This is a genomic window from Pseudomonas sp. 300 (assembly GCF_055803035.1).
In genome coordinates this window covers 2,009,372-2,034,472 of record NZ_JAVLRV010000002.1, presented here as the reverse complement: position 1 = coordinate 2,034,472, position 25,101 = coordinate 2,009,372, and the positions used below count along the sequence as shown (strand labels likewise).

Below are 25,101 nucleotides of genomic sequence, written 5' to 3'. Positions count from 1 at the left end.
ATTTGCCCATCAAACACCTGTTTATTTTCTGCAATCAGGGTATATCGACGTGTAACCGGCGTCCGAGATGACTGATTAACCAGGCCACGCTGTCGGCATTGCCGAGTTGCACCGCCAGGCGAGTCAGGGAGTCTTTTTTAAAGGTTTCGCGAGCACCGCTCAGGTTTTCTGCGCCGGTCAACGTCAGAATGTGCTCCTTTACCCGAACGGTATTTACAAAAGCAGTACTTCCCGGGTCTTCCCACACGCCGGTGTCGGGATCCTGGGTCATGAATAGTTGTGTGTAAGGTGTCTTGATGGACAATGCGTTGTCCTGAATGTTGGTCAGTGCATTCTTGAGATTAGTGGCACTCACGCTGGTCGTACCGATCAGGTCAGCGAAGGGTCTGACAGCGCTCAGATAGGCAATGTCCTCGGTGTTACAGGCAAGGTGCGAAAGCTCATGCAGAAGGGTCAGCGCCCGGGCATGTGTGCTGATCGGGAAGGTCTTGTCGGAAAGGTGTTCGCGGTAGTGGTCGAAACCGGGAGTAAAGAATTTTTCTGCCAGATAGATGCTCTTCTTTGCTTGCTTCGGTACGACAAAGCCGAATGTATTTTCTGGCTCTTGGAACATCGTTCCGATGATAAAGCGATCGGATTTGGTCTTTCTGAGCGTAGGGTCCAACAGTGCGGTAAAGATGTCGCCCACGACTTTTTCCAGTTTCTCGACATGCGCGGGCAACACTTGCGGCACATCTATGAAACGCTTGATGAGTTGATGCACAGGGGTTTCTGTGTCATCGGATGTTTTCAGCAATTGCAGGTTTCGAAAGCTGTTCCAGGCATAGGTCGTTGCCAGGTCCAGCGCTTCGTCGATCTGACGAGCTTTTTGCGGAAAAAACCGTCGTATCTGCGGCATTCCCCGGGCGTCAATGTTCATGTCCTTCCAGGCAATTACCGCCGCTTGCAGCCGATCCACGAAGCTGAATTGCGGCGTCGGTGTATTCCGGTCGAGCACCCATTGTTTCGATGGGTTTTGACGCAGATAAGGGCCGAGTGTCTGTGTATCGGCAATGCGCCAGCGGCTGCCGCGTTTTGTCACCGGAAACACTTTGCCTTCAACCGGCGCGTAAAGCTGTTTCGACGTCGGATGCGCGTAGAGCCCGGGCGTTGAGTCGGGCTTCAGCGAATTCAGGTCGACATGCAGGCTTTCATGACGCTTCAAGCCTGTGCGCTCGGGGGCGGTGACCTTGATGTCCTGCCATTTGCAGGTGGCGTCGGGGTTTGCTGGTGCCGGTGCGACTGGCGTAGAAGTCGGTGGCGCGTGGGTGTCCAGCGATTGGCGCAATGAAGCGAGTTGTGCGATCCCGCTAATGAATTCCCTGATGGCCGCGCCCCATTTGTGCGTCTGCAGGTCTTCGGCGGATTGCTTGATGTCCCGGTAACTGTTCCACACCGTGACGGGGTAGGCGAGTTTGCCCATGAAAAACGAGTACGCCTCGTGCAGGTCTTCGCCCAGTACGTGCTTGATGGTTGCCCACTCACTCTGCTTCTTGTCATCGGACTGACAACCGAGCAATCGGCCGAGCAACGCGGCATTGTCACGGAACAATTGCCCGAACAGGTGCCCCTTGACGGGATTGGACGCCAGTGTGACCTCGGCATCGTTATTGCCTGCGGCTTGCGACGCGGCTCTTGTTACCCGGTTAGTGCGCGTCGCCATGCGGGTCTCCAGCATGATCCGGTCAGGATTCTCCAGGTTCATCAGGACCCAGTCGAGCAGTCCGCCGCGCGTCTTCAGTTCTGCCAGCAGCTGTGTTTCGCTTTCGTATTCTTTTATCCCATGCCGAGGACTGTGAGGTGCGAGGAGCACCTGCGGCGACGTGCTATCGACCGATGAACCGATCAGATAGACGCCGGGTACCTTGACTGTTTGCCCGCTCCTGACGCCGAGGAACTCCAGGGGCCGGATGATTGCGTGGGCACCGTTGACTGCCGCACGGGCGATGGCGTCGGGCATGTCCATGACCTGGCGAATCAGATCAAACCCGGTTTCGCTCAGGCGCTCCTGCAGTTTCTCCACATGGGCGTGGTGCATCAGTTGCCAGGGCAGCTGTGTGTAAAAACGCTTCCTGCGGTCCGCGTTCGCCGAGGTGTCTGCCAGGGCGGCGCTCACTATCTTCTGTTGATGCTCACCCGGTTTCAGATCGCGTATCAGGTCTTTGAGGTAGCGTTCGTCCATGCCCTCTGGAATGACTGTGTTATCCAGCGACGTCAGTGTGAGATAGACAGCGTCCAGGTCCTTGAGGTGAGTCAAGGCAAAGTCGGTCAGGGTTTGGGTGCTGGACGCAGACCTCGGGCTCGCTCTGATCTCGACCTGGACCTTGTCCGGATCAATGTTGAAGTCGTCTGCCTTGAGTTGTTTTTCCAGTTCATGGTGGGCGGTGCGCTGCAATGAGCGGATGCCGGTGAGGTAATCCCGGTCGTCTTGGACGTTGTGAAGGTATTGCTGAAGCAGTTCGCCATGCAGAATCAGCTCTTTGAGCGGCGCCTTGGCCAGCCACGCCGGCAGTTTTTGCTGGGTGGTCAGTGACTCGGCAATATCGGTCGCCCGGCGCAGTCCGGTCATCGGTTCGCGCAGGGCCACCAGATTCAGCAGACTGGCCAGCGGTTCGGGGGAGAGCGGGGTGACCAACGCCTGGGTGACACAGGCCTGGTCCAGATCGACAAAGGGCTTTTGCAAGTAATCGAGAAAATGCCCATGGACCCGTTGCAGTGGCGCCAGCGTGTAAGCCTTGCCTGGCGACCGCTCGCTCCGGCCGAGGTTTTCCAACAGCATGAAACGATGGTTCTCGTCTTTAAGGCGCCGTTCGAGCTCGTCCTTTAGCGGCGCCAGTGCCTTGAAGGCTTCAAATCCCAGTGCCGGCGTCCACAGAATGGCCTTGCCCGAGTGCACCGGGTCCAGTCCGCCCCGTTCAGTGAGGACAAAACAACTGGCCAGTTTCAGCGGAGTCGCCGTGGTGCCGGCCTTCAACGCCAGGGAAAAGACCTCCGGCAAAAAACCGTTCAATGCCGCTCGTTGCAGGTGTATCGGGGTATCGAGCACGGTTTTGATGATCGATTGTTCCGTCGCCCCCAGGGTGCGCGACACGGCGCGAAGCTTCAATTCGCTGCGCAGTGCCGTTGACAGGGTATGGGTAAAACTCGATTGCAAACCTGCCAGCGATAAATTGACGAGACTTTGCGCGTCGGTGAACGTGCGGGTCCTGGGGGGAATGGCCGGGTGTTTTTCAAGGCGTTGATCAAGTGCCTGTTCGACCGAGTTCAGCAGCGACAACTCGTGTTTGGCCAACTCGGCGCGGACGGTGGCCGGTCGGGCGTTTACGCGGCGGTCCGGGCGCGTGCTCCAGCGACCTTCGACATCAGCCAGGAGCAGGCGGTGATCGATCAATCCCCGGACGTCCAAGGCATTGTCGAGCAAGGCGTGAGGGTCCAGCGTGCCTTCGCTATCACGGTAGCGGCTCAAGGCGTGGCTGAGGTTTTGCCGTTGTTTTTCAACGACGTCGGCCATCACGCGTTCGAACACCGAGCCGATGACCGGCTCTCCCACGACCACCCGATCGTCCGGTTCCATCCCAAGAAAAGTACCGCGTTCGTCCAGCGTCATGAAATTGAGCAGCGTGTCTTCATGCCCCTCGCTTTTGAGCATTTGCAACACGATTTTTTTCACTGCGGGCAGATTGCTGGTGGCCTCGATGCCTCGGGACGGGCTGTATAGAAAACTCAGGGTGCTGGTGCCCCCGATCATCAGGGTCGAGGCAAGCTCGGCGAAATGTTTGAACAGGGTGGTGACCCGCACTTTTTCGATGTGAAGGGGATTGCCCGTGGCAGGGGCGAGGCTGACGTTCATCAGTTGCAGATATTCCTGCGTCGTTAAAGTGCCCTGCTGGCGTTGATGTAAAAGCCGCGTGTGAAACGTGTCGCGTATGCCGTCGGTGAAAAAATTCAGGCGCGACAGGCCATTGCTCATGGGCGTGTTCCAGAACGTCTCAAGCAGGCTGTGCAGGTGAGGCGTAAAACTTTGCGCGACTTCTTTTACGGCGCTTTCCCATGTCTGGTTGTCGGTATCGCTGCTGACGCTGTGCTCGGGATGGGTAAACACCCTGGAGTCGCCCGTCGGCCACTGGTTCGAAAGGTAAAAATGCAGGAGGGCCTCGCTCAGTGATATCGAGGACATCGTATGGGCCGTTTCGTGGTCATCGAACGCGGAACCCGTACTGACAAAACTCTTCAGCCGAGTCAGGCGTTGGTCCAGTTTGGGGAACGGTTTGTACAACGCGTGCTTGAGTGTGTCGTCCAGCATCGATTGCAAGGTGGGCATCTTGACCAGTTCGTCCGCCATCGCCTTGATGTTTTGCTCCTGCTGTTGCTTCAGGACGAATTCCTGGTCTTCGAACACCGCCCCTTCGATGTCAGTGGTGGAGATGTCGAGTGCCGTGGCAGCGGCCAAAGGCAGGCGTTGTTCGATGGAGAGAAAACGCAACAACTCACGTTTTCCAGTGGCCTGCGCCAACCACTCCTTGAGTTTGCTTTTGAGGTCGTCCATGTCGGCGAATTTGATCAAGCCCTTCCACGGTGTGTAGAGCGTGACCTCGCCATCGTTGGGCCGGCTCATGGCAAAAGCGCCGGCCAACGGGATGCCGGCCTTGCCTGGCAACGACAACAGCAGCCGGTAGGCCTGCATCGGTTTCACCTGTGTTTTGCGGGCTGACTGGGTCGGTAGATAAACGGCCTTCAGCCAGTTCAGATCATCCAGGCTAAAGGTCAGCGCGTGTTCTTGCTCGCCGGATTGCCTGGCAGCGGATGCGCGTTCCGCTTCGTCAAAAAAATACGGCAGTGCAGGTGTTGTCATGATGTTTCCTCGAAGGGCTGCGACGGTGTTCAGCGCTGGTCGTTGGGTCGAGGGGCAACAATAGGGGCCGGGAAAAGGCGGGGGGCGGTACATATTGCTTGCGCGAGAGACTTGACAGGACGCCGGTAAAAAAGCGCTTAATCGACCTGTCGCCCGTCTCTAAAAATAAAACTGGAGCTTCAGATGACCGCTTCGCCTGAAATGGCAGTCAGTTCGGCCAACTCAACCCTGGATTTTGATTCTCTCGTCCTTTTGCTCGAACGCATTTTCGTTCGTCACGGCACCTCTGCCGAAGTCGCCAGGACACTGGCCCTCAACTGCGCCGGTGCCGAACGCGATGGCGCCCACAGTCATGGCGTGTTCCGCATTCCCGGTTATGTGTCGACGCTGGAGAGTGGCTGGGTCAATGGCCAGGCCGTGCCGGTGGTAGAGGACGTGGCTTCGGGTTTTGTCCGGGTCGACGCCGGCAACGGCTTCGCCCAACCGGCGCTCGCCGCCGCTCGCCCCTTGCTGGTGGAAAAGGCCCGCAGTGCCGGGATTGCGGTGTTGGCGATCCGCAACTCCCACCACTTTGCGGCGCTGTGGCCGGACGTCGAACCGTTCGCCTACGAAGGGCTGGTGGCGTTGAGCGTGGTCAACAGCATGACCTGCGTGGTGCCGCACGGTGCCGATCGCCCGCTGTTCGGCACCAACCCGATTGCTTTCGCCGCCCCGCGCGCGGACGGTGATCCGATTGTCTTCGACCTGGCCACCAGTGCCATCGCCCATGGCGATGTGCAAATCGCCGCCCGCAAGGGTGAGCGTTTACCCGCAGGCATGGGCGTGGACAGCCTCGGTCAACCGACCCAGGACCCGAAAGCGATTCTTGAAGGCGGGGCGTTGTTGCCGTTTGGCGGGCATAAAGGTTCGGCGCTGTCGATGATGGTGGAGCTGTTGGCGGCGGCGTTGACCGGCGGCAATTTCTCTTTCGAATTCGACTGGAAAAATCACCCCGGCGCCAAAACACCGTGGACTGGCCAATTGTTGATCGTGATCGACCCGAGCAAGGCCGCCGGGCAAAACTTCGCCGAACGCAGCCAGGAACTGGTGCGGCAGATGCACGGTGTGGGACTTAAACGGTTGCCAGGTGATCGACGCCACCATCAGCGGGCCAAATCCAGCGCGGATGGCATTCCGCTCGATGCGCAGACATTGGCGAACCTGCGAGAGTTGGCAGGGATTTAGCGTCGAAACACGGATTCTGCAGGAGCCGGCATGCCGGCTCCTGCAGTGAAATGCGTTTAGCCAGTGTTCTCGTAAATTAAACGGGACCGGTTAACGACGACCCAGCAACAACCCGACAACCAACCCGAACCCGGCGGAAATGGCCACGGTCTGCCATGGATGCCCGCCAATATAGGTTTCTGTGGCTTCGACCGCGGGCAGGGTCCGGTCACGAACGCTGGTAACCGAATCCCGTGCCTGCTGGAGTTTCTGGGCGATTTGCCCACGGAGCGTCTCGGCTTCCTCACCGACCAGTGAGGCACTGCTTTTCAGCAGTTTTTCCGACTCTTCGATCAGCGCCTGAAGCTCGCTGAACGCTTGATCCTTGATTTGGTCTTCGGCGACTTGTGCGGTGGTTTTGCGGGCCATTGGGTTACTCCTTGCAGGTGAATGGGCAGTGAACAATGGAGTCTGCGACGATTGAAAAAGTTGCAGCGATTTTGCCTGTGGAGGCCATCCAGTCGAAAAATCCTGCGCAGGACATTTCTTCCTACAGTGTAAGATGTCGCCTATTTACGCAGCAGGTAACTCCCCATGAGCTTCAATCTGGCCGACAAACCCCTTGCCGAGCGCGCAGCGCTTGAAGATGAGAAATCCCGTCTGTTCGAACTCTGGCAGAACAACCTGGGTAAAGCCAAAGGCGAGGCCGCACGCTTGTTCGGTGAGCGCGCCAAGCGCAAAGGCAAATGGGCCGAATGGGTCCGTTCCGAACTCGACGGCATGTCGCCTCCGGAATTTGCCAACATGGTGCGCAGTGAAGTCAATCGCTTGATGGCAGCCAAGTAAGGCTGAACCTTACGCAAAAATCGCGACAATTGCCTCACGCACTTTCAACACCACCGGGTCGAGTTGCGTGCTGGTGCGCCAGCCCAGTTCGATCGGGTAACGGGGCAACGCCAAAGGGCAGGGCAGCAGCGCCAGCCCGGTGAGCGCTGCAAGGCTTCGAGCGGCATGCGCCGGAATGGTTGCCACCGCCTGACTGCCCTTGAGCAGATGCGGCAACGCTGCGAAATGCGTGGTCGAAGCGCATACCCGTCGGCTCCGTCCCAACGCGGCCAGCCCTTCGTCGGTGATCCCGATAAAGCCACCCGATGACACCAGAATATGTTCACGGGTGACGAATTCCTCAAGGTCTATGGTTTTCTGTCCCGCGACCAGACTGGTTGGGTCAACCAGACACAAGTAATCGCCTTCCCCCAGTACCTGACGGCTGAGCAACCGTTCGGCGAACCCTCCGGCCGTGATCGCCAGATCGATGCTGCGTTCCATCAACGCCTGCGCGACGATCTGACTGTGAGTCTGGCGGAAGATCAGCCGCAGCTTTGGTGCGGCGCGAGCAATCTCCTCGATCAAACGGCGCCCGTAGGCGATTTCGAAATCATCTGACAAACCGACCGTGACCGAACGGCCTTCGTAGTGATGGGCGGCCGGATCGACCATCGCCAGACTTTGCCGGCATTTGTTCAGTGCGTCGCTGACCACCGGTTTCAACTGATTGGCCTTGAGCGTCGGCGCCAGGCCTCGGCCGGTGCGCACAAACAATTGATCGCCGTACACCTCGCGCAGCCGGCGCAATGCCGCGCTGACCGCCGACTGCGTGACGCCCAGACGCAATGCCGCACGGCTGGCGCTGGACTCTTCATGCAAGGCTTCGAAGACTTTGAGCAGGTTGAGATCGACGGTGGCGATATTCATGGGGTTCATATCATTCAGCAGCGAACGGGGCTTTATTCATGATCCGGTAGCGCCTGAGAATGAGCAACACCCGATTCGAATGGAGTTATTGCGATGCCCAAGTCAATCGTTGCTGCACTGCAAATCGGCGCACTGCCCGGCGGCAAGGCCGACACCCTGGAGCAGATCCTCTCGTACGAAAACGCGATCCTTGAAGCCGGCGCGGCGCTGGTGGTCATGCCCGAAGCAGTGCTCGGCGGTTACCCGAAAGGCGAGGGGTTCGGCACGCAACTGGGTTATCGACTGCCGGAAGGTCGAGAAGCATTTGCCCGGTATTTCGCCAACGCCATCGACGTGCCTGGCGCAGAAACCGAAGCGCTGGCCGGGTTGTCGGCGCGCACCGGGGCCAACCTGGTTATGGGCGTCATCGAGCGCGCCGGCAGCACCTTGTATTGCACCGCGTTGTATTTCGATCCGCAGGTTGGACTGGTCGCCAAGCACCGAAAACTGATGCCCACGGGCACCGAACGGTTGATCTGGGGCAAGGGCGATGGCTCGACGTTGCCGGTGATCGACAGCCAGGTCGGGCGGATCGGTGCGGTGGTGTGCTGGGAAAACATGATGCCGTTGCTGCGCACCGCGATGTACGCCAAAGGCGTGGAGGTGTGGTGCGCACCAACGGTGGACGAGCGGGAGATGTGGCAGGTCAGCATGCGCCACATCGCCCATGAAGGTCGCTGCTTTGTGGTCAGTGCCTGTCAGGTTCAGGATTCACCGCAAGCCCTGGGTGTGGAGATCGCGAACTGGCCGGCGGACCGGCCATTGATTGCCGGCGGCAGCGTCATCGTCGGCCCGATGGGCGATGTTCTGGCTGGCCCGCTACGCGGCGAGCGTGGACTACTCACCGCTGAAATCGACACTGACGACCTGATCCGCGCGCGCTACGACTTCGACGTCGTCGGCCATTACGCGCGCCCGGATGTGTTCGAGTTGACCGTGGATGAGCGCGCCAAACCCGGCGTTCGGTTCAACGCATGACCAAAACTGAAGTCACCAGGTGCCGACTGTCGACCCCGGCAAGCTGAGCCTGCCACTGTCGGTGAATCGCATCGTGCCGAACAAGCCCCCGGCCAGTTTGCCGCGCAAGACATAAGGCAGGTTGTTCAGCGTTTGGGTCTGGCTCAGGCCCAGTGTCTGGCGCAGCACCGAGAACGCCGAAACACTTACAGGAACGGTCAGTACTGTCTCGGAAAAGCGCGCAATCGAGCCCGACTGATCACTGACGCCGGAGGCGAGGGGCTGGCCGTTGACTGACAGGTCCAATGCCACGCCGTTGTAGGTGATCGCGGTTTCATTGGGATTCTGCACGCGGATTTTTACCGCGAAACGCACTTCCATGTCCTGGCTTTGCAAGGGTTCGAAACCGACCACGTTGATGTTCAGCGGGTCGCGATTGGGCAGCAGGGCGCAGGCGCTCAGCGAGAGCAAAAGGAGGGAAAGGACAACGGCGTGGACGCGGCGCATGGACATGCTCTCTTGAAGAAAAAGGCCGAACCACCAGTGGCTCGGCCTTGAGCCTGTCTAGCGGTTCAACTGTGCGACAACGGCGGGCGTGGCGGGTTCACCTTTGGCCGGCACATCCGGGTTTTCCATGACCTGGAGGATCGAGGCTTCCGGATCGAAATCATCTTCTTCCAGCTCGATGAATTCTTCGGGCAGGAAGATGTTCAGCACGATAGCGCACAAGGCACCGACGGTGATCGGCGATTCGAAGATGTTATGCAGCGCCTTGGGCAACTCGCGCAACACCTCTGGCACGGCCGCCACGCCCAGGCCCATGCCGAGGGAAATCGCCACGATCAGCATGTTGCGCCGATGCAGGCCGGCTTCGGCGAGGATCTTGATGCCGGCCACCGCCACGGTGCCGAACATCACCAGTTCAGCGCCACCGAGCACCGGTTTGGGCATCAGTTGCAGCACCGCGCCGATCATCGGGAACAACCCCAGCACCACCAACAGACCGGCAATGAAAAACGCCACGTAGCGGCTGGCCACGCCGGTCAGTTGAATCACGCCGTTGTTCTGCGCGAAGGTCACCATCGGCATGCTATTGAACACCGCCGCCATGGCCGAATTGAGACCGTCCGCCAGCAGACCGGACTTGATCCGGCGGATGTAGATCGGGCCTTTGACCGGCTGCCGGGAAATCATCGAGTTGGCCGTCAGATCACCGGCGGCCTCCAGCGGCGACACCAGGAAAATCACCGCGACCGGGACGAACGCGACCCAGTCGAAGTTGAAACCGTACTTGAACGGCACCGGCACGCTCATCAGCGGTACGTCAGGCATGCTGCCGAAATCCACGTGGCCCATGAGCCAGGCGACGACATAACCGAAGGTCAGGCCGATCACGATCGCCCCGAGGCGCAGGAACGGCACGTCCACCCGGTTCAAGACCACGATGGTGCCCAGCACCAGCGCCGCCAATGCCAGATGACTGGCCGCGCCGAGGTCCGTCGCGCCGAAACCGCCGGCGATATCGGTCATGGCGACTTTGATCAGCGACAGCCCCATCAGCGTGATGATCGTCCCGGTCACCACTGGCGTGATCAGCATCCGCAGTTTGCCGATGAACTGGCTCAGCACCACTTCAATAAACGCGGCGAAAAAGCACACGCCAAAGATCGTCGAAAGGATTTCATCGGTGCCGCCACCGCGAGCCTTGACCATGAAACCGGCGCTGAGGATCACGCTGATGAACGAAAAGCTGGTGCCTTGCAGGCACAGCAAACCGGAACCGATCGGGCCGAACTTCCGCGCCTGGACGAAGGTGCCCAGGCCCGAGACAAACAGCGCCATGCTGATCAGGTAGGGGATTTCGCTTTGCAGACCGAGGGCGCTGCCCATGATCAGGGTCGGGGTGATGATGCCGACGAAACTGGCGAGTACGTGTTGCAGGGCGGCGAAGACGGTAGCGGTCAGATGCGGGCGGTCGTCGAGGCCGTAGATCAGGTCGCTGTGGCGCGGGGCAGGGGCTTTTTCAGAGGCGGTCATGGTGGTTTGCGTGCCGAAGGGCGGGCCGGGTCAGAAAATGGAGGCGCAGGATGCCAGAAAATTCATCGACTTACACAATCCCACAGGGGGATTACGGAGACCTCTAAGCAAATGCCGCAAGCAAATCCTCTTCAAACGCCTTTTGCGCATCCCCCGGCACTTGCGCCCGGTGGCGGGCCAGATGAAACGCCACGTCGAAACTCATGTCGCTGCGGCGCACGGCCCTGAGCAATCCTTTGTCTTCCCAACTGCGGGCAAAGTGGCTGGGCAGATAACCGACATGCTTGCCGGAAAGGATGAAGGCGAGGGTGCCTTCGACCTGTTCCGAACGCGCCGAACACCGCTTGCCCTGGAAGGGCTCGTCGCTGCGCAGGAAACGGTAAGGGTGATCCACCCGGTCGCACGCCTGCAACGCTTGATCGTCCGGTGCATCGTCGGTGAACAACGGATGGCCGGAGGCGCAGTACAAGTGCTGGGTTTCCGTGAACAGTTCGCGGTAGTCAAACGCGCTTTGCACCTGTGAGAAATAGCCGATCGCCAGGTCCAGCCGTTGTTGCAGCAGCAAGCGCTCCATCTCACCAGGCATGGCGCTGATCAGCTCGATACGCACCGACTCATCGCGCTCGCGAAAACGCCGGATCGCCTCGGCCACCCGTTGCAGCACCGATTGATCCACCGCTTCGGACAGCCCCAGGCGCACCTCGCCGATCAGCCGGCCGGCCACGCCATTGGATTGATGACGGAACGCCTCGATGGACTCGAACAGTCCGCGCGTCGCGGTCAGCAGTTGTTCGCCTTTGGGGGTGATCCTGAATCCGCTCTTGCCGCGACTGCACAGCCGATAGCCGAGCCGGGTTTCGAGCCTGGCCATTTGCTGGCTGATGCTCGATTGGCTCAGGCCCAGCTCACCCTGGGCCGCGCTGAAACCGCCGCATTCCACCACGCTGACGAACAGACGCAGCAATTGCAGATCCACATCGTGAAGCTGGCCGAGCATCAAACATTACTCCGCAATAAAGTCAGGGTAACTGACTTGGTATTTTTCCAATGTATCCGACGACGCATGCTGCGGCCACTTCCTCTGGTCAGGTGTTCGTCATGGCTCCCTCATTCAAGCTGTGTTTACCCGCGTTGTTCCTTTCCATGGCGGTGTCGGCTCAGGCCGAGGAAAAGGTCGTCAATCTCTACAGTTGGGCCGATTACGTGGCGCCGGAAACCTTGCAGCGCTTCGAGCAGGAAACCGGCATTCACGTGCGCTACGACACCTTTGACTCCTCGGAAGTCCTGGAAACCAAGCTGCTCACTGGCGGCAGTGGTTATGACGTGGTGGTGCCGTCGTCCAGCGTGCTGGCGCGCGGGTTGGCGGCCGGTGCGCTGAAGGCGATTCCCCACGAAGGCCTCAAGGGCTACGCCAACCTCGATCCGGACTTGCTGGGAAAACTCGCCGCGGTCGATCCCGGCAACCGTTATGGCGTGCCTTATACCTGGGGCACGCTGGGGCTCGGGATGAATGTGGAGGCGGTGAAGAAACGCTTGCCGGATGTGCCGCTCGACAGCCTCGATCTGCTGTTTAAACCGGAATACGCCAGCAAGCTGAAAGAGTGCGGCGTGGCGATCATCGATTCGCCGCAGGAGGTGATCGGTCTGGCGCTGCACTATCTGGGTAAAGATCCCTACAGCACCGACAAGTCCGATCTGTCAGCCGCCGAGGCATTGTTGCATCAGCTACAGCCGAATGTGCTGTACGTCGCCAGCGGTCGGCAGATCAACGATCTGGCAAACGGCAGCGTCTGCCTGGCCTTGACCTACAACGGTGACGCCAGCATGGCGGCCGATCAGGCGCGCAAGGCCAACAAACCGTATGAAGTGGCGTACCGGATTCCGAAGGAGGGCACGCTGGTCTGGCAGGACAACCTGGCGATTCCCAAGGATGCACCGCACCCCGAAGCTGCCCGCGCCTTCATCGAATTCATGTTGCGCCCCGAATCCGTGGCGGCGCTGACCAATACGCTGTTCTTTGCCACCGCCAACCAGGCCGCCACACCGCTGGTGGATGAGGCGGTGCGCACCGATCCGGACATTTTCCCCCTCGCCGATGTGCGCGAACGGCTGTACGCCGACCGCAGCATGAGCCTCAAGGACATGCGTCAGCGCACCCGTTTGTGGACCACTTTCCGTACCCGCCAGTAATTCAATAAGAAGGAGCACCTGATGGACGTCCCAGTGCAAAACGATCAGGCCATGACCCGCGACAGTCTCTACGGGACTGCCGCCGAAAGTACCTACGCCGGTATCACCAGTTTCATGCGTCGTCGTTACAGCCGCGACTTGCGCGGCGTCGACGTGGCGGTCAGTGGTGTGCCGTTTGATACCGCCACCAGCAACCGCCCCGGCGCGCGTTTCGGACCTCGCGGCATTCGCGCGGCGTCCACCGGGATCGCTTGGGAACGCCATTGGCCATGGACGTTCGACCCGTTCGATCATCTGGCGGTGATCGACTACGGCGATTGCGACTTCGATTACGGTTCGCCGCAGTCGGTGCCGGAAAGTATTGAAGCCCATGCCGAGCGCATTCTGAATGCCGGTTGCGCCATGCTGACGTTCGGCGGCGATCACTTCATCAGTTACCCGCTGCTCAAGGCGCACGCCCGTAAACATGGAGCGCTGTCGCTTATCCATTTCGACGCGCACAGCGACACCTGGCCGGATGAAGAGGGCAAGCGCGTCGATCACGGCACGATGTTCTGGCACGCGGCCAAGGAAGGTCTGGTGGACCCGTCGCGCTCGGTGCAGATCGGCTTGCGCACCACTAATGACGATCATCAGGGGTTTCAGGTGCTGGATGCCCGGCAGGTGCATCGTCGAGGGGTGGACGCGATTGTCGAGGCCATTCGGGCAAGGGTCGGCGACAACCCGGTGTACCTGACGTTCGACATCGATTGCCTCGATCCAGCGTTCGCACCCGGCACCGGCACGCCAGTGTGTGGCGGTTTGAGTACGGTGCAAGCGCTGGAAATCCTCGGCGGTTTGCGCGGGATCAATCTGGTGGGGATGGACGTGGTGGAAGTGGCGCCGGCCTACGACAGTGCGGACATTACCTCACTGGCAGCGGCGACGTTGGCGATGGAGATGCTGTGTTTGTATGCGGCTAAACATAAGGTGGGTCGGTAATCCACAAACCAATGTGGGAGCGAGCCTGCTCGCGATAGCGGACTGACATTCAACATCTTTGTTGACTGACGGGGCCCCATCGCGAGCGGGCTCGCTCCCACAATTGTATCTGCGTCAGGCCACCGGGATTATCGGCAGATCCAGAGTTTCGCCACCGCTAAACCGCGCAACAGAACCGGCAATGGACTCATGCGGTACACCCTTGGCCACTTCGCTGACGCCATCCAGTCGCGACACCTGATCGGCACTCAACTGCACGTTCAAAGCGCCCAATGTCGCATCCAGTTGCTCACGCGTGCGTGAACCCAGAATCGGAATCAACGCCGTGGTCGAGCGTTTGGCTTTGTCCCGCAGCCAGGCAATGGCCACGTGCGTCGGGCTGGCGCCTAGCTCCGCCGCGACCGCGAGCAAGGTGTCGAGCAGGGCGGTTTCGCGGGCACTTTTCTCGGCGTGCACCAGCATGCCCAGTTTGGCGGCACGGTTGTTCTCGTCACCGGAGCGGTATTTGCCGGTGAGGAACCCGCCACCCAGCGGCGACCACAAGGTCGCGGCCAGCCCTAACGCTTCGGCCATCGGCAGTTGTTCACGTTCAGCCGTACGCTCGGCGAGGCTGTACTCGGCCTGAATGGCGGCAATCGGCGCAAAACCGCGCACTTCAGCCAACAGATCGGCACGGGCGATGCGCCACGCCGGGAAATTCGACAGGCCGGCGTAATGAATCTTGCCGGCGCGCACCAGATCATCAAAACCACGAAGGATTTCTTCCATGGGCGTGACGCCGTCGCTCATGTGCGCCCAGAACAGGTCGATGTGATCCGTCTTGAGCCGTGTCAGGCTTTCTTCCACGGCGCGAACCATGTTCTTGCGATTGTTGCCGGTGTGGGAAATGCCTGCGGCCGGCGTAGTCCCCAGCGTGTATTTGGTGGCGATGACCAGACGATCGCGCTCGGTGGCGATGAACTCGCTGAGCATGGCTTCCGACTGACCACCCTGATAGCCGTTGGCGGTGTCGATGAAATTGCCGCCGGCCTCCAGGTAGCCATCAAAAATGCGCTTGGCTTCATCGCGTTCGGCGCCATGGCCCCAACCGGTACCAAAGTTGCCGGCACCCAGCGCCAATTCCGCAACACGCAAGCCGGTTTTTCGGCCGAACACTTTGTAATGCATGGGATGACTCCTGCAGGAAGACGCTGTGATTGAGTATAGATGTCGTAAAACATGTATTTAAGATGATGCCAATAATGTATTTGGTCAAGACGCTTTTTCATGAGGAGCAAAAAGGCCGACCATCGGGCTCATCGCCACTGCCACTTTCTGACAGGGGCCTCTGCTAATCTCCGACATCTTTTCCGCACAGAGCCTGCCGATCGTGTCTCGTACAACGCGTTTACTGACCTTGTTGCAAGTGCTTCGCGGCAAAAGCCGCCCGGTCACGGCGGCGACACTTGCCCGCGAGCTCGAGATTTCCGAGCGTACGCTCTACCGCGACATCGCGGAACTCACCGCACTCGGCGCGCCGATCTACGGCGAGGCGGGCATCGGTTACGTGTTGCGCAGCGGTTTGTTCCTGCCGCCTCTGATGCTCAACGCCGACGAAACCGAAGCCATCGTGCTGGGGTTGCGTTACGTGGATCAGCGCGGCGATGAGGTATTGAGCAAAGCGGCCGCGAACGCGTTGGCCAAGATCGCTGCGGTGCTGGCGCCCGAAGCGCTGGACGCCTTGCACAATCCAACCGTGCTGCCGGGCCCGCCCGGTTACGGCTTTGCGCCCAACGCCGTGCCGCTGACGGTGTTTCGCCAGGCGATCCGCGATCAGGCCAAGTTGCACATCGACTATGCAGACGCCCAACAAGTCCCGAGTCAGCGACTGATCTGGCCGTTGGCCCTGGGGTTTCTCAACGAGGTGCGAATCATCGTCGCCTGGTGTGAGTTGCGCGGCGCCTATCGGACGTTCCGCACCGACCGGATCTCAGCGGCGAACGAGCAGGGCGAGCGTTATCCGGGGCGGCGCAGCGACCTGTTGCGCACCTGGCGCAAACAGATGCAACTGGATGAATCGGGGCGTTTCACTCCTGACAAGAACTGACACAGGGGTGTTCTAGCATGGCGTCAGAACCAACCCACAAGGAGCTGTCACCATGTCCCATCCTGCCTCTGCACTGGCGCCCGCCATCGCCGCTTACATTGCTGCCGCCAATACCGGCGACACGTCGAGGGTCGCCAGTTTTTTCGCTGAGGACGCCAATGTGTTCGATGAAGGTCAGCACCGGATTGGCACCCAGGCCATCGCCCAATGGATGCAAGACACCGGCCGGCGTTACCAGCCCAAGGTCGAAGTGCTCGACGTGCAACAGCGCACCGGCAAGGTGCTGGTGCACAACCTGATCTCCGGGACGTTTCCCGGTAGCCCGCTGGAGTTGCGTTACATGTTTCGCCTGAACGAACAGGGCAAGATCGCCCGGCTGGACATTTCACTGTAGACGTCGCGTTGCGATGGCATACTGCCGCGCATGAATCTCGACTCCCCGTTAAGCGCCTGGCAACACGCCATTGAACAGAAGGGCTTCGTCCAGGACGAAGCCCAGGAACATGCCGTCTGGGCGCTGCAAAAATGCTACGAAGCGCTGCATGAAGGTCGCACCCCGGTCATGGGTGTGTACCTGTGGGGCCCGGTCGGGCGCGGCAAAACCTGGCTGATGGATCAGTTTTACCAAAGCCTGCAGGTCCCGGCCCGGCGCCAGCACTTTCACCATTTTATGGGGTGGGTGCATCAACGCTCGTTTCAACTGACCGGCACCGCCGATCCGCTCAAAGCCCTGGCCCGCGAGCTGAGCGAAGCAGTACGCGTGCTCTGTTTCGACGAGCTGTTCGTCAACGATATTGGCGACGCAATCATTCTCGGGCGCTTGTTTCAGGTGATGTTCGAGGAGGGCGTGGTGGTGGTTTGCACGTCCAACCAGCCGCCAGACATGCTTTACGCCGATGGCTTCAATCGCGACCGCTTCGTGCCCGCCATCGAGGCAATCAAGCGTCACATGCAGGTGATTGCGGTGGATGGCGGCGAAGATCATCGCCTGCATCCCGGCGCCGGTTTGCAGCGCTATTGGGTCGCCGCGCCCGGACAGCCCAGTGCGCTGGGGGAGGTGTTCAAGGCACTGAGCGCCGGTCAGTCGGTGTCCAGTGAGCCGATCGAGGTTGGCTACCGTTCACTGAACGTGGTGCAGGCCAGTGCAACGGTGCTCTGGTGCCGATACGCCGACCTCTGCGAACAACCCTTTGCCGCCATGGATTTCATGGCGCTGTGCGACACCTTCAAGGCTATTCTGTTAACTGACGTGCCCAACCTCAGCGCGCAAAAACGCGCCGGTCGCATTGCCCGTGGCACCGAAGACGGGGTCGAGCGGGTAGTGGCGGGGGATCGCGAATTGCCGCAATTGTCGGTGCACGACGACGGTGTGCGGCGCTTCATCGCGTTGGTGGACGAATGCTATGACCGCAAAGTGCCGTTGTACCTCGAAGCTCAGGTGCCGATGGAGTCGCTCTACACCGACGGCTATCTGGAATTTCCGTTCCGCCGCACGCTCAGTCGCCTGCAGGAAATGCAGCTGCAACGTTTCGCCGACGCTTGAACCCAAGGAGCCGCGAACATGATTCAGCCCTTGTCCCATCATTTGCTGACCATGGCTTATCAGAACGCCTGGGCCAATCATCGACTGGCCAAGGCCTGGAGCCAATTGAGCGCGCTGGAGCTGACGGCGCCCCGCGTCAGCTTTTTCCCCAGCCTGCGGGCAACCCTCAACCACATCCTGACCTGCGACTGGTTTTACGTGGATGCGCTGGAACGGGAATTACGCGGCGATGTTCCGCATCCTGAGTGCACTGTGTTTTTCAACAAAGACGAGCCGTTCACCGCCGCCGCAGATCTTCAGCGCGAACAGGCCCATGTGGATCGCCGGTTGATCGCTTACTGCGAGCAGATGCGCGACGCCGACCTGGGCAAGATCGTGACCATCGCCCGAGACACACCGCAACACGATAGCCGATTACGCCTGCTGTCCCATCTGTTTGAGCATCAGATTCATCATCGTGGGCAGGTGCACGCGATGCTCAGCGGTACGTCGGTTGAACCGCCACAACTGGACGAGTTTTTCTGTACCGGGGAATCGGGTTTGAGGGCTGCGGATTTCGCCGAACTGGGGTGGACCGAAGCGTTGATCTGGGGGCATTGAAAGCTGCTTTTCCCCTGCAGGAGCGAGCACGCTCGCGATGGACGTCAACGATAACGCAGGCTTGCTTTTTAAACGCGGTGCTTTCAGGCTCATCGCGAGCAAGCTCGCTCCCACAATCGAGGATGGAAATGGAATCCGCAGAAATTCTTGTGCTTCAGGCCAGTTACACCAATCCGGTGCATGCCGAGGCTGTGCGTCTGGTGTTGAATCATTACGCCGAGGACCCGATGGGGGGTGGTCATTCCTTGCCTGCCGAGGTGCTGGAGCACCTGCCAGAGGAGCTGGCCAAGCGTCCTCATGCGTTCAGCGTGCTGGCCTTCGTTGGTGGCGAGCCGGCAGGGCTGGTCAATTGCTTTGAAGGGTTTTCGACGTTCGCCTGTCGACCGCTGATCAACGTGCATGACGTGGTGGTAGTGAAACAGTTTCGTGGGTTGGGCCTGAGCCAGAGGATGCTGCAAAAGGTCGAGGAAATCGCCCGCCAGCGCGGCTGCTGCAAAATCACCCTGGAAGTGTTGGAAGGCAATGCCGTGGCGCAGTCGTCCTACGCCAAATTCGGCTTTTCCGCCGGCATGTTCGATCCGGCGCACGGCCAGATGCTGTTCTGGATCAAACCCCTTTAACCTCGCGATCTGTTTTTCGTAGGAGCCAGCTTGCTGGCGATGGCCATTTTGATGACGCCATCGCCGGCAAGCTGGCTCCTGCATATCCGAGTTTTCCTGATTCGGCTTAAAGTTTGTAATGTTCCGTCACTTGCGCCGTTTGATCGTCCGGAACCCGTACCTCAGCGGTTTGCTGACGTTGATTTTCCTGTTGGCTGAGCCGCAGGCTTTCGTAGTAATAGCGCATGCGTTCTGCGCCACCTTCGGCAAACGCGCTGACCGAAACGAACGTCATCAGGCCAGCAACGATCAAGGGTGTACGTTTCATGGTTCGCCTCCCACAACGGATATCGGGTGCCTTTCATCCATGAAGCAATGTTGAAAGGCAATAGTTGGCCGATTCCGTTAAACGAGAATTAACTGCGTACGGGATTTTTGATTGTTGCGGCTGACCGCGTGCGAGCGGATGGCGCAAGAAAAAGGGGCCGGAACCGGCCCCTGGACGGGATTACTTCTGAACGATTTCCGCCGGCTTCGGCTTCGGTTTGATCAGGCTGAAGTCGATCAGCGCCTTCTGCTCACGCTCATAGGGATTGCCGATCATCAAGGGACGCGGCTTGAAACTGTCGCTGACCAGGCTCTTGCTGCGATCGAGTTCATCGAAATTCAGGCCCGCGAGATCGGCCCAGGTATGGATCAGGTGCGAGCTGCTGTACGGCCGCCCCAGATCTTTGGCAAAGCTCCAGTCATGGCTCTCACGCCATTTCGGTGAAGCCCAGGCCATGAACGGAATGGTGTACATCGGCGCTGTCGGCTTGGCCTCGTTGCGACCCAGTGTGCTGTGGCCGGGGGAGTCGAAAACGTCTTCGCCGTGGTCGGACAGGTACAGCAGGAAACCGTTCGGATCGGACTTGGCGTAGTCCTTGATCAGGCTCGATACCACGAAATCGTTGTACAGCACCGCGTTGTCATAGCTGTTGTAGGTCGGCAGCTGATCGTCACGCACGCCGTCCGGAACGCCTTTGCGATCCTTGAACTTGTCGAACGTCGAGGGATAGCGGTACTGGTAGCTCATGTGCGTGCCGAGCAAGTGCACGACGATCAACTTGCGCGGCGCTGCGTCGGCCAGGGCCTTGTTGAACGGCGCGATCACATCGCCATCGTATTGCGCGGCGTTCTGGTTGCGATTGTTGTTGAGGTACACCTGCTCATCGGCCTGTTCGGAGAACGTCGTGAGCATGGTGTTGCGCTTGGTCATGGTCTGCTGGTTGGTGATCCAGAAGGTTTTGTAGCCGGCCTGTTTCATCATGCTGACCAGCGACGGTGTGGACAGGTACAGCTCCGGGTTCTCTTCGTCGGCGAAGGTCAATACCTGCTGCAACGCCTCGATGGTGTAGGGGCGCGGGGTAATGACGTTGTCGAAGACCGCCAGTTGATCCTTGAGTTTGTCCAGCTCCGGGGTGGTTTCCCGAGGATAGCCGTACAGGCTCATGCGCTGACGGTTAGTGGACTCGCCGATCACCAGCACCAGGGTGGCCGGTTGATTGGCCGTTGAATCCTTGAAATTGTGCAAAGGCGGGATTTTGCTGGCGCTGTCGAGCATGTCCTGCATGCCGGCCAGGGTGTCGAGGTAGCGGTGATAGGCCACGGCCATCTGCCATGGGACAGCAGGCTCGATGCGGGTTTCGAACTTCTCGAAACCACTGGCGAAACTGCCGGTGCGCAGGGTCTGTTTGACCAGCGGATAACCGATCACCGCCACCAGAATGGCGGTCGCCGCCACCAGTGCGCGGCCACGAGGCATGTACACCGGACGCAGACGAGTCCAAAGGAAGTACGCGAACAGCGTGTGTGCGAGGAACGCCGCGATCATCCACCAGGCGAAATACTGGGTCATGTACTCGCCCGCTTCAGAGATGTTCGACTCGAACATGATGAAGATGACGCTCTGGGAAAATTCCTGCTGATAGATGAAGAAATACCCGAGGCTGGCCATGGAGCAGGCCCACAGCACCACGCCGATCAGTGCGGCCATAACACGCGTCTGACGGGGAAACAGCAGCATCGGCGCCAGCCAGATAGCGCTCATGATGAAGGCCTGGCGGAACCCGCTAAACCCGGAAGTGCCCGTCAATTGGATCAGTAGTTGGGTAATGCCGGAAAAATACCAGAAGAACAGGAACAGCCAGAAAAACCCTGCCCAATCAAACCTGCCCGCAGTCGAACTGCTGCGTTTATACAAAGCCATTGCTTGCTCCAGCCAGAAGTCACTTCCACCGCCGGGACGTGAAAATCGCCGACGAACAGGCGCCGCGCGGATACCGGACGGCCATAACGGGCCGGAGTATCAACAAGGACGTGTGAAAGTTTTGTGAGCTGCGAGTGCGGGCGAATCATGTGGCGTATCGGAAACAGCGAGGCTGCTTCCGATTCAGGCGGGGGAGATCAGGCGTGGGGAGCGCGCAGGGTGACGGGCGTTGACTGAACCTGGATTCCTTGCGTCAGCAGGCGCAATTGCTCGACTTCCTGCTTGAGCTGGTCGCGCTCGTCTTTCAACTGGCGCAGTTCGTCGCGACGGATCGTGACGTAAAGGGTTTGTGCTGGCCGTGCTGCTTGTACTGTGCCCATTGCTCACCTCGCAAATGGCTGTCTCAACTGTAAATCCGCCCCGACATCGGTGCTTATTTACTATCGGCACTGATTTTGATTTCTTTTGCCCCGGAAGGGAACTTTTTTATTTTTTACGGTCGTTGTGTCTTCGACACGATTCCGGACGTTATCAGTCAGGATCGGGCACAATGCCCGGAAACTTCACGCCAACGCTCTGGACTAACCCACATTAGTCGCGTTGGGCTATAACCTTTGACACACTTTATTTGTAGTAGGGAGCATCAGCACATGCAACTCGGGATTATTGGACTGGGCCGCATGGGCGGCAATATTGCACGGCGCCTGATGCTCAACGGGCATACCACCGTTGTTTACGACCGCAATACCGCCTTCGTCGATACCCTGGCCGCTGAAGGCGCCAAAGGCGTCATCGACCTGCCGGCCCTGGTCGCTGGCCTGGCCAAGCCACGAGCGGTCTGGGTCATGCTGCCGGCCGGCGTACCGACCGAAGAGACCATCGATACCCTCAGCAACCTGCTCGAACCCGGCGATACCATCATCGACGGTGGCAACACCTTCTATAAGGACGACATCCGCCGGGCAAAAACCCTGTCGGAAAAAGGCCTGCACTACGTCGACGTCGGCACCTCCGGCGGCGTCTGGGGCCTGGATCGCGGTTACTGCATGATGATCGGCGGCGAAGCCGAAGTGGTGAAACGCCTCGATCCGCTGTTCGACAGCCTGGCCCCGGGCATGGGTGATATCCCGCGCACCAAGGACCGCAAGTCGGACGACGATCGCGCCGAGCGCGGTTACATCCACGCCGGTCCCGCAGGCTCAGGCCATTTCGTGAAGATGATTCACAACGGCATCGAGTACGGAATGATGCAGGCCTTCGCCGAAGGCTTCGACATCCTCAAGACCAAGGCCAGCACCAACCTGCCGGAAGATCAGCGCTTCGACCTCAACGTCGGCGACATCGCCGAAGTCTGGCGTCGCGGCAGCGTCGTGTCCTCCTGGCTGCTCGACCTGACGGCTGACGCCCTCGCGAGCGATCCGAAACTCGATGGTTACTCCGGTTCGGTGGCTGACAGCGGTGAAGGTCGCTGGACCATCGAAGCCGCCATGGAGCAATCGGTGCCCGTACCGGTGCTGTCGAACTCGCTGTTCTCCCGCTACCGTTCGCGCGGCCAAGGCACTTTTGGCGACAAGATTCTCTCGGCTCAGCGCTTCGGCTTCGGCGGTCACGTGGAGACTGCGAAAAAATGACCCGTTTGATCCGCAATAAATCCAAGGCAGAACCCGCACCACCGACCACGCTGTTCCTGTTCGGTGCCCACGGTGACCTGGTCAAGCGCTTGCTGATGCCGGCGCTGTACAACCTGAGTCGCGACGGTCTGCTTGGCGATGGACTGCGGATCATCGGCGTTGACCACAACGCCATCACCGATGAGGCCTTTGCCCAAAAACTCGAAGACTTCATTCGGGCGGAAGTGGCAAGCAAGGTCGGCAAAGGTGATCAAGCCCTTGACCCGGCGTTGTGGGCGAAGTTGGCCAAAGGCATCAGCTACGTCCAGGGCGACTTCCTGGATGACAGCACGTATCAGGCGCTGGCAGCGAAAATCGCCGCCAGCGGCACCGGCAACGCGGTGTTCTATCTGGCCACCGCGCCACGGTTCTTCAGCGAAGTGGTGCGTCGTCTCGGCGCCGCCGGTTTGCTGCAAGAGACGCCGCAAGCGTTCAGAAGGGTAGTGATCGAAAAACCGTTCGGCTCCGACCTGCACACCGCCGAAGCCTTGAACGCGTGCTTGCTCAAGGTCATGACGGAAAACCAGATCTACCGGATCGATCATTATCTGGGCAAGGAAACCGTACAGAACATTCTGATCAGCCGGTTTTCCAACAGCCTGTTCGAAGCGTTCTGGAACAACCATTACATCGACCACGTCCAGATCACCGCTGCGGAAACCGTCGGCGTGGAAACCCGTGGCAGTTTTTATGAGCACACCGGCGCGCTGCGAGACATGGTGCCCAATCATCTGTTCCAGTTATTGGCGATGGTAGCCATGGAACCGCCAGCCGCTTTTGGCGCTGATGCAGTGCGTGGCGAAAAGGCCAAAGTGGTGGGGGCGATCCGTCCCTGGACCACCGAAGAGGCACGGGCCAATTCGGTACGCGGCCAATACGCCGCCGGCGAAATCGACGGCAAACCATTGCCGGGTTATCGCCAGGAAAGCAACGTATCACCCGACAGCTCGACCGAAACCTATGTCGCGCTCAAAGTCATGATCGACAACTGGCGCTGGGTCGGCGTGCCGTTCTACCTGCGCACCGGAAAACGCATGAGCGTGCGCGACACCGAGATTGTCATCTGCTTCAAACCGGCGCCTTACGCGCAGTTCCGTGATACCGAGGTCGATGAGCTGCAACCGACCTATCTGCGGATACAGATTCAACCCAACGAAGGCATGTGGTTCGATCTGTTGGCCAAGCGACCTGGTCCGGCGTTGAAAATGGCCAATATCGAACTGGGTTTTGCCTACAAGGATTTCTTTGAGATGCAGCCGTCCACCGGCTACGAGACCCTGATCTACGATTGCCTGACCGGTGATCAGACGCTGTTCCAGCGCGCCGACAACATCGAGAACGGCTGGCGCGCTGTGCAGCCGTTCCTCGATGCCTGGCAGCAGGACGCAAGCGTGCAGACATACGCGGCGGGCGAAGATGGGCCGGCAGCGGCAGAAGACTTGCTGACCCGCGACGGTCGCGTCTGGCATAGCCTCGGATGAGTGACGAAACGCAACAACCCATCCGTTTTTTGCTCAGTGACATGGACGGCACGTTGTTGCTGCCCGATCACAGCCTCAGCCAGCGCACCATCGAAACGGTCCGTTCGTTGCGCGAGGCGGGCGTGCTGTTCAGCCTCGCCACGGGCCGGCCGCCGAAAGCCATGCTGCAGCAGATCGAAGCGCTGGGCGTCGACTTGCCGACGGCGGCATTCAATGGCGGCACGATCGTCAATCCCGACGGCAGTTTGCTGGTCGCGCATTATTTGCCGGCAACGGCCGCGCTGACCACGTTGACGCAGTTTGCCGATCTGCCGGACATCGAGGTGTGGGTATTCAGTGGCGGCGATTGGCTGGTGAAAGACCCAGGCGGGCCGATGGTGCCTCGGGAGCAGCATGGCCTGGGGTATCCGCCCGTTATGGTGGAGAGTTTCGAACCGTATCTGCAACGCATCGACAAGATCGTCGCGGCCAGCAACAACACGCAATTGTTGATTGAGCTGGAGGCGCAGTTGCTGCCCAGGGTCGAGGGCCAGGCGCAGGTGTCACGTTCACAGCCGGTGTACCTCGACGTGACCGCGATGCAGGCGAACAAGGGTGACGCCTTGGCGACACTGGCCGAGTTCCTCGGCGTGCCGCTGGCCCAGACCGCCGCCATGGGCGATGGCGGCAATGACCCGGCGATGTTTCATCGCGCCGGATTGTCGATTGCCATGGGGCAGGCGGAGGAGGCGGTGAAGCGTCAGGCCGACGTCGTGACCGGCGCCAACACCGAAGATGGCGCGGCGCAGGCGATCGAGCGGTACATCCTCCCTCGCTAGCGA

Annotated in this window: 23 protein-coding genes; 13 read left to right on the top strand and 10 right to left on the bottom strand. The window is 59.7% G+C overall.

Annotation, left to right across the window (positions count from 1 at the left end; translation table 11 throughout):
• Positions 1–34 precede the first annotated feature (34 nt).
• Positions 35–4,891, bottom strand: a complete 4,857-nt coding sequence (locus Q7W83_RS15720) for a dermonecrotic toxin domain-containing protein (RefSeq protein ID WP_473656316.1) — start codon at positions 4,889–4,891, stop codon at positions 35–37.
• Between the two features lie 183 nt (positions 4,892–5,074).
• Here Q7W83_RS15720 and Q7W83_RS15715 point away from each other — a divergent pair, with 183 nt between their 5' ends.
• Complete coding sequence (locus Q7W83_RS15715) at positions 5,075–6,115, top strand: Ldh family oxidoreductase (protein WP_150629764.1); 1,041 nt, start codon at positions 5,075–5,077, stop codon at positions 6,113–6,115.
• A 90-nt stretch (positions 6,116–6,205) separates the two neighbouring features.
• On the opposite strand, the gene Q7W83_RS15710 is transcribed toward Q7W83_RS15715, so the two are convergent.
• On the bottom strand, positions 6,206–6,523 hold the full coding sequence (locus Q7W83_RS15710) for an ElaB/YgaM/YqjD family protein (RefSeq protein WP_150629763.1): 318 nt from the start codon (positions 6,521–6,523) through the stop codon (positions 6,206–6,208).
• 165 nt (positions 6,524–6,688) lie between these two features.
• On the opposite strand from Q7W83_RS15710, the gene Q7W83_RS15705 reads away from it, so the two are divergent.
• Positions 6,689–6,940: a hypothetical protein gene (locus tag Q7W83_RS15705; RefSeq protein ID WP_007937833.1), complete on the top strand. Its 252-nt coding sequence runs from the start codon at positions 6,689–6,691 to the stop codon at positions 6,938–6,940.
• 9 nt (positions 6,941–6,949) lie between these two features.
• Here the strand turns inward: Q7W83_RS15705 and Q7W83_RS15700 are convergent, their stop codons facing one another.
• Entirely contained in the window at positions 6,950–7,858 is a 909-nt protein-coding gene (locus Q7W83_RS15700; protein ID WP_150629761.1) for a LysR substrate-binding domain-containing protein, read from the bottom strand.
• Between the two features lie 84 nt (positions 7,859–7,942).
• Between Q7W83_RS15700 and Q7W83_RS15695 the strand changes: the two genes are divergently transcribed.
• Positions 7,943–8,866: a carbon-nitrogen hydrolase family protein gene (locus Q7W83_RS15695; protein ID WP_458377379.1), complete on the top strand. Its 924-nt coding sequence runs from the start codon at positions 7,943–7,945 to the stop codon at positions 8,864–8,866.
• 12 nt (positions 8,867–8,878) lie between these two features.
• Here Q7W83_RS15695 and Q7W83_RS15690 read toward each other — a convergent pair whose 3' ends face one another.
• From Q7W83_RS15690 to Q7W83_RS15680, 3 genes are all read right to left on the bottom strand, one after another.
• Complete coding sequence (locus tag Q7W83_RS15690) at positions 8,879–9,352, bottom strand: LEA/WHy family protein (protein WP_150629757.1); 474 nt, start codon at positions 9,350–9,352, stop codon at positions 8,879–8,881.
• A gap of 57 nt (positions 9,353–9,409) precedes the next feature.
• Positions 9,410–10,882 carry a nucleobase:cation symporter-2 family protein gene (locus Q7W83_RS15685; RefSeq protein WP_150653453.1) on the bottom strand — a complete coding sequence of 491 codons (1,473 nt, stop codon included), beginning with the start codon at positions 10,880–10,882 and terminating at the stop codon, positions 9,410–9,412.
• Positions 10,883–10,985: 103 nt separating this feature from the next.
• Positions 10,986–11,879, bottom strand: coding sequence for a LysR family transcriptional regulator (locus Q7W83_RS15680; RefSeq protein ID WP_150629753.1), 894 nt, complete (start codon positions 11,877–11,879; stop codon positions 10,986–10,988).
• A gap of 101 nt (positions 11,880–11,980) precedes the next feature.
• Between Q7W83_RS15680 and Q7W83_RS15675 the strand changes: the two genes are divergently transcribed.
• Together Q7W83_RS15675 and speB are read left to right on the top strand one after the other, a co-directional pair.
• Positions 11,981–13,072 carry a polyamine ABC transporter substrate-binding protein gene (locus tag Q7W83_RS15675; protein WP_473656315.1) on the top strand — a complete coding sequence of 364 codons (1,092 nt, stop codon included), beginning with the start codon at positions 11,981–11,983 and terminating at the stop codon, positions 13,070–13,072.
• A gap of 21 nt (positions 13,073–13,093) precedes the next feature.
• On the top strand, positions 13,094–14,053 hold the full coding sequence (gene speB / locus Q7W83_RS15670) for an agmatinase (RefSeq protein WP_473656314.1): 960 nt from the start codon (positions 13,094–13,096) through the stop codon (positions 14,051–14,053).
• A 114-nt stretch (positions 14,054–14,167) separates the two neighbouring features.
• Here speB and Q7W83_RS15665 read toward each other — a convergent pair whose 3' ends face one another.
• On the bottom strand, positions 14,168–15,220 hold the full coding sequence (locus Q7W83_RS15665; RefSeq protein ID WP_150629745.1) for an aldo/keto reductase: 1,053 nt from the start codon (positions 15,218–15,220) through the stop codon (positions 14,168–14,170).
• 202 nt (positions 15,221–15,422) lie between these two features.
• On the opposite strand from Q7W83_RS15665, the gene Q7W83_RS15660 reads away from it, so the two are divergent.
• The 5 genes from Q7W83_RS15660 (at position 15,423) to Q7W83_RS15640 (ending at position 18,902) form a co-directional block, all read left to right on the top strand.
• The gene (locus Q7W83_RS15660; protein ID WP_150629743.1) at positions 15,423–16,139 is read left to right on the top strand and encodes a helix-turn-helix transcriptional regulator; all 717 of its coding nucleotides are present in this window, start codon (positions 15,423–15,425) and stop codon (positions 16,137–16,139) included.
• A gap of 52 nt (positions 16,140–16,191) precedes the next feature.
• On the top strand, positions 16,192–16,533 hold the full coding sequence (locus tag Q7W83_RS15655) for a nuclear transport factor 2 family protein (RefSeq protein WP_150629741.1): 342 nt from the start codon (positions 16,192–16,194) through the stop codon (positions 16,531–16,533).
• Positions 16,534–16,563: 30 nt separating this feature from the next.
• Positions 16,564–17,682, top strand: coding sequence for a cell division protein ZapE (gene zapE / locus Q7W83_RS15650; protein WP_150653450.1), 1,119 nt, complete (start codon positions 16,564–16,566; stop codon positions 17,680–17,682).
• 18 nt (positions 17,683–17,700) lie between these two features.
• Complete coding sequence (locus tag Q7W83_RS15645) at positions 17,701–18,282, top strand: DinB family protein (protein ID WP_150639010.1); 582 nt, start codon at positions 17,701–17,703, stop codon at positions 18,280–18,282.
• A gap of 128 nt (positions 18,283–18,410) precedes the next feature.
• On the top strand, positions 18,411–18,902 hold the full coding sequence (locus Q7W83_RS15640; protein WP_150629735.1) for a GNAT family N-acetyltransferase: 492 nt from the start codon (positions 18,411–18,413) through the stop codon (positions 18,900–18,902).
• 106 nt (positions 18,903–19,008) lie between these two features.
• Here the strand turns inward: Q7W83_RS15640 and Q7W83_RS15635 are convergent, their stop codons facing one another.
• From Q7W83_RS15635 to Q7W83_RS15625, 3 genes are all read right to left on the bottom strand, one after another.
• Positions 19,009–19,209 (bottom strand): hypothetical protein, encoded by a 201-nt coding sequence (locus Q7W83_RS15635; RefSeq protein ID WP_150629733.1) that lies wholly within the window; start codon positions 19,207–19,209, stop codon positions 19,009–19,011.
• A gap of 180 nt (positions 19,210–19,389) precedes the next feature.
• A complete protein-coding gene (locus Q7W83_RS15630; RefSeq protein ID WP_473656313.1) occupies positions 19,390–21,129 on the bottom strand; it encodes a phosphoethanolamine transferase CptA in 1,740 nt (579 codons plus the stop codon).
• 197 nt (positions 21,130–21,326) lie between these two features.
• Positions 21,327–21,509, bottom strand: a complete 183-nt coding sequence (locus tag Q7W83_RS15625) for a DUF6026 family protein (protein WP_150629729.1) — start codon at positions 21,507–21,509, stop codon at positions 21,327–21,329.
• Between the two features lie 270 nt (positions 21,510–21,779).
• Between Q7W83_RS15625 and gnd the strand changes: the two genes are divergently transcribed.
• Genes gnd through Q7W83_RS15610 form a run of 3 tightly spaced genes read left to right on the top strand, consistent with a single transcriptional unit; the run spans position 21,780 to position 25,098 of the window.
• Positions 21,780–22,760 carry a phosphogluconate dehydrogenase (NAD(+)-dependent, decarboxylating) gene (gnd, locus tag Q7W83_RS15620; protein WP_150629727.1) on the top strand — a complete coding sequence of 327 codons (981 nt, stop codon included), beginning with the start codon at positions 21,780–21,782 and terminating at the stop codon, positions 22,758–22,760.
• Positions 22,757–24,280, top strand: a complete 1,524-nt coding sequence (gene zwf, locus Q7W83_RS15615) for a glucose-6-phosphate dehydrogenase (protein ID WP_150629725.1) — start codon at positions 22,757–22,759, stop codon at positions 24,278–24,280. The genes gnd and zwf overlap by 4 nt, the downstream gene beginning before the upstream one ends.
• The gene (locus Q7W83_RS15610; protein ID WP_473656312.1) at positions 24,277–25,098 is read left to right on the top strand and encodes an HAD family hydrolase; all 822 of its coding nucleotides are present in this window, start codon (positions 24,277–24,279) and stop codon (positions 25,096–25,098) included. The genes zwf and Q7W83_RS15610 overlap by 4 nt, the downstream gene beginning before the upstream one ends.
• The last annotated feature ends 3 nt before the right edge of the window (positions 25,099–25,101 follow it).

Coding starts and splice junctions, on each gene's coding strand:
- Q7W83_RS15720 (WP_473656316.1), bottom strand. CDS start 4,891: ATGACAACACCTGCACTGCCGTATTTTTTTGACGAAGCGGAACGCGCA.
- Q7W83_RS15715 (WP_150629764.1), top strand. CDS start 5,075: ATGACCGCTTCGCCTGAAATGGCAGTCAGTTCGGCCAACTCAACCCTG.
- Q7W83_RS15710 (WP_150629763.1), bottom strand. CDS start 6,523: ATGGCCCGCAAAACCACCGCACAAGTCGCCGAAGACCAAATCAAGGAT.
- Q7W83_RS15705 (WP_007937833.1), top strand. CDS start 6,689: ATGAGCTTCAATCTGGCCGACAAACCCCTTGCCGAGCGCGCAGCGCTT.
- Q7W83_RS15700 (WP_150629761.1), bottom strand. CDS start 7,858: ATGAACCCCATGAATATCGCCACCGTCGATCTCAACCTGCTCAAAGTC.
- Q7W83_RS15695 (WP_458377379.1), top strand. CDS start 7,943: ATGCCCAAGTCAATCGTTGCTGCACTGCAAATCGGCGCACTGCCCGGC.
- Q7W83_RS15690 (WP_150629757.1), bottom strand. CDS start 9,352: ATGCGCCGCGTCCACGCCGTTGTCCTTTCCCTCCTTTTGCTCTCGCTG.
- Q7W83_RS15685 (WP_150653453.1), bottom strand. CDS start 10,882: ATGACCGCCTCTGAAAAAGCCCCTGCCCCGCGCCACAGCGACCTGATC.
- Q7W83_RS15680 (WP_150629753.1), bottom strand. CDS start 11,879: ATGCTCGGCCAGCTTCACGATGTGGATCTGCAATTGCTGCGTCTGTTC.
- Q7W83_RS15675 (WP_473656315.1), top strand. CDS start 11,981: ATGGCTCCCTCATTCAAGCTGTGTTTACCCGCGTTGTTCCTTTCCATG.
- speB (WP_473656314.1), top strand. CDS start 13,094: ATGGACGTCCCAGTGCAAAACGATCAGGCCATGACCCGCGACAGTCTC.
- Q7W83_RS15665 (WP_150629745.1), bottom strand. CDS start 15,220: ATGCATTACAAAGTGTTCGGCCGAAAAACCGGCTTGCGTGTTGCGGAA.
- Q7W83_RS15655 (WP_150629741.1), top strand. CDS start 16,192: ATGTCCCATCCTGCCTCTGCACTGGCGCCCGCCATCGCCGCTTACATT.
- zapE (WP_150653450.1), top strand. CDS start 16,564: ATGAATCTCGACTCCCCGTTAAGCGCCTGGCAACACGCCATTGAACAG.
- Q7W83_RS15645 (WP_150639010.1), top strand. CDS start 17,701: ATGATTCAGCCCTTGTCCCATCATTTGCTGACCATGGCTTATCAGAAC.
- Q7W83_RS15640 (WP_150629735.1), top strand. CDS start 18,411: ATGGAATCCGCAGAAATTCTTGTGCTTCAGGCCAGTTACACCAATCCG.
- Q7W83_RS15635 (WP_150629733.1), bottom strand. CDS start 19,209: ATGAAACGTACACCCTTGATCGTTGCTGGCCTGATGACGTTCGTTTCG.
- Q7W83_RS15630 (WP_473656313.1), bottom strand. CDS start 21,129: ATGGCTTTGTATAAACGCAGCAGTTCGACTGCGGGCAGGTTTGATTGG.
- Q7W83_RS15625 (WP_150629729.1), bottom strand. CDS start 21,509: ATGGGCACAGTACAAGCAGCACGGCCAGCACAAACCCTTTACGTCACG.
- gnd (WP_150629727.1), top strand. CDS start 21,780: ATGCAACTCGGGATTATTGGACTGGGCCGCATGGGCGGCAATATTGCA.
- zwf (WP_150629725.1), top strand. CDS start 22,757: ATGACCCGTTTGATCCGCAATAAATCCAAGGCAGAACCCGCACCACCG.
- Q7W83_RS15610 (WP_473656312.1), top strand. CDS start 24,277: ATGAGTGACGAAACGCAACAACCCATCCGTTTTTTGCTCAGTGACATG.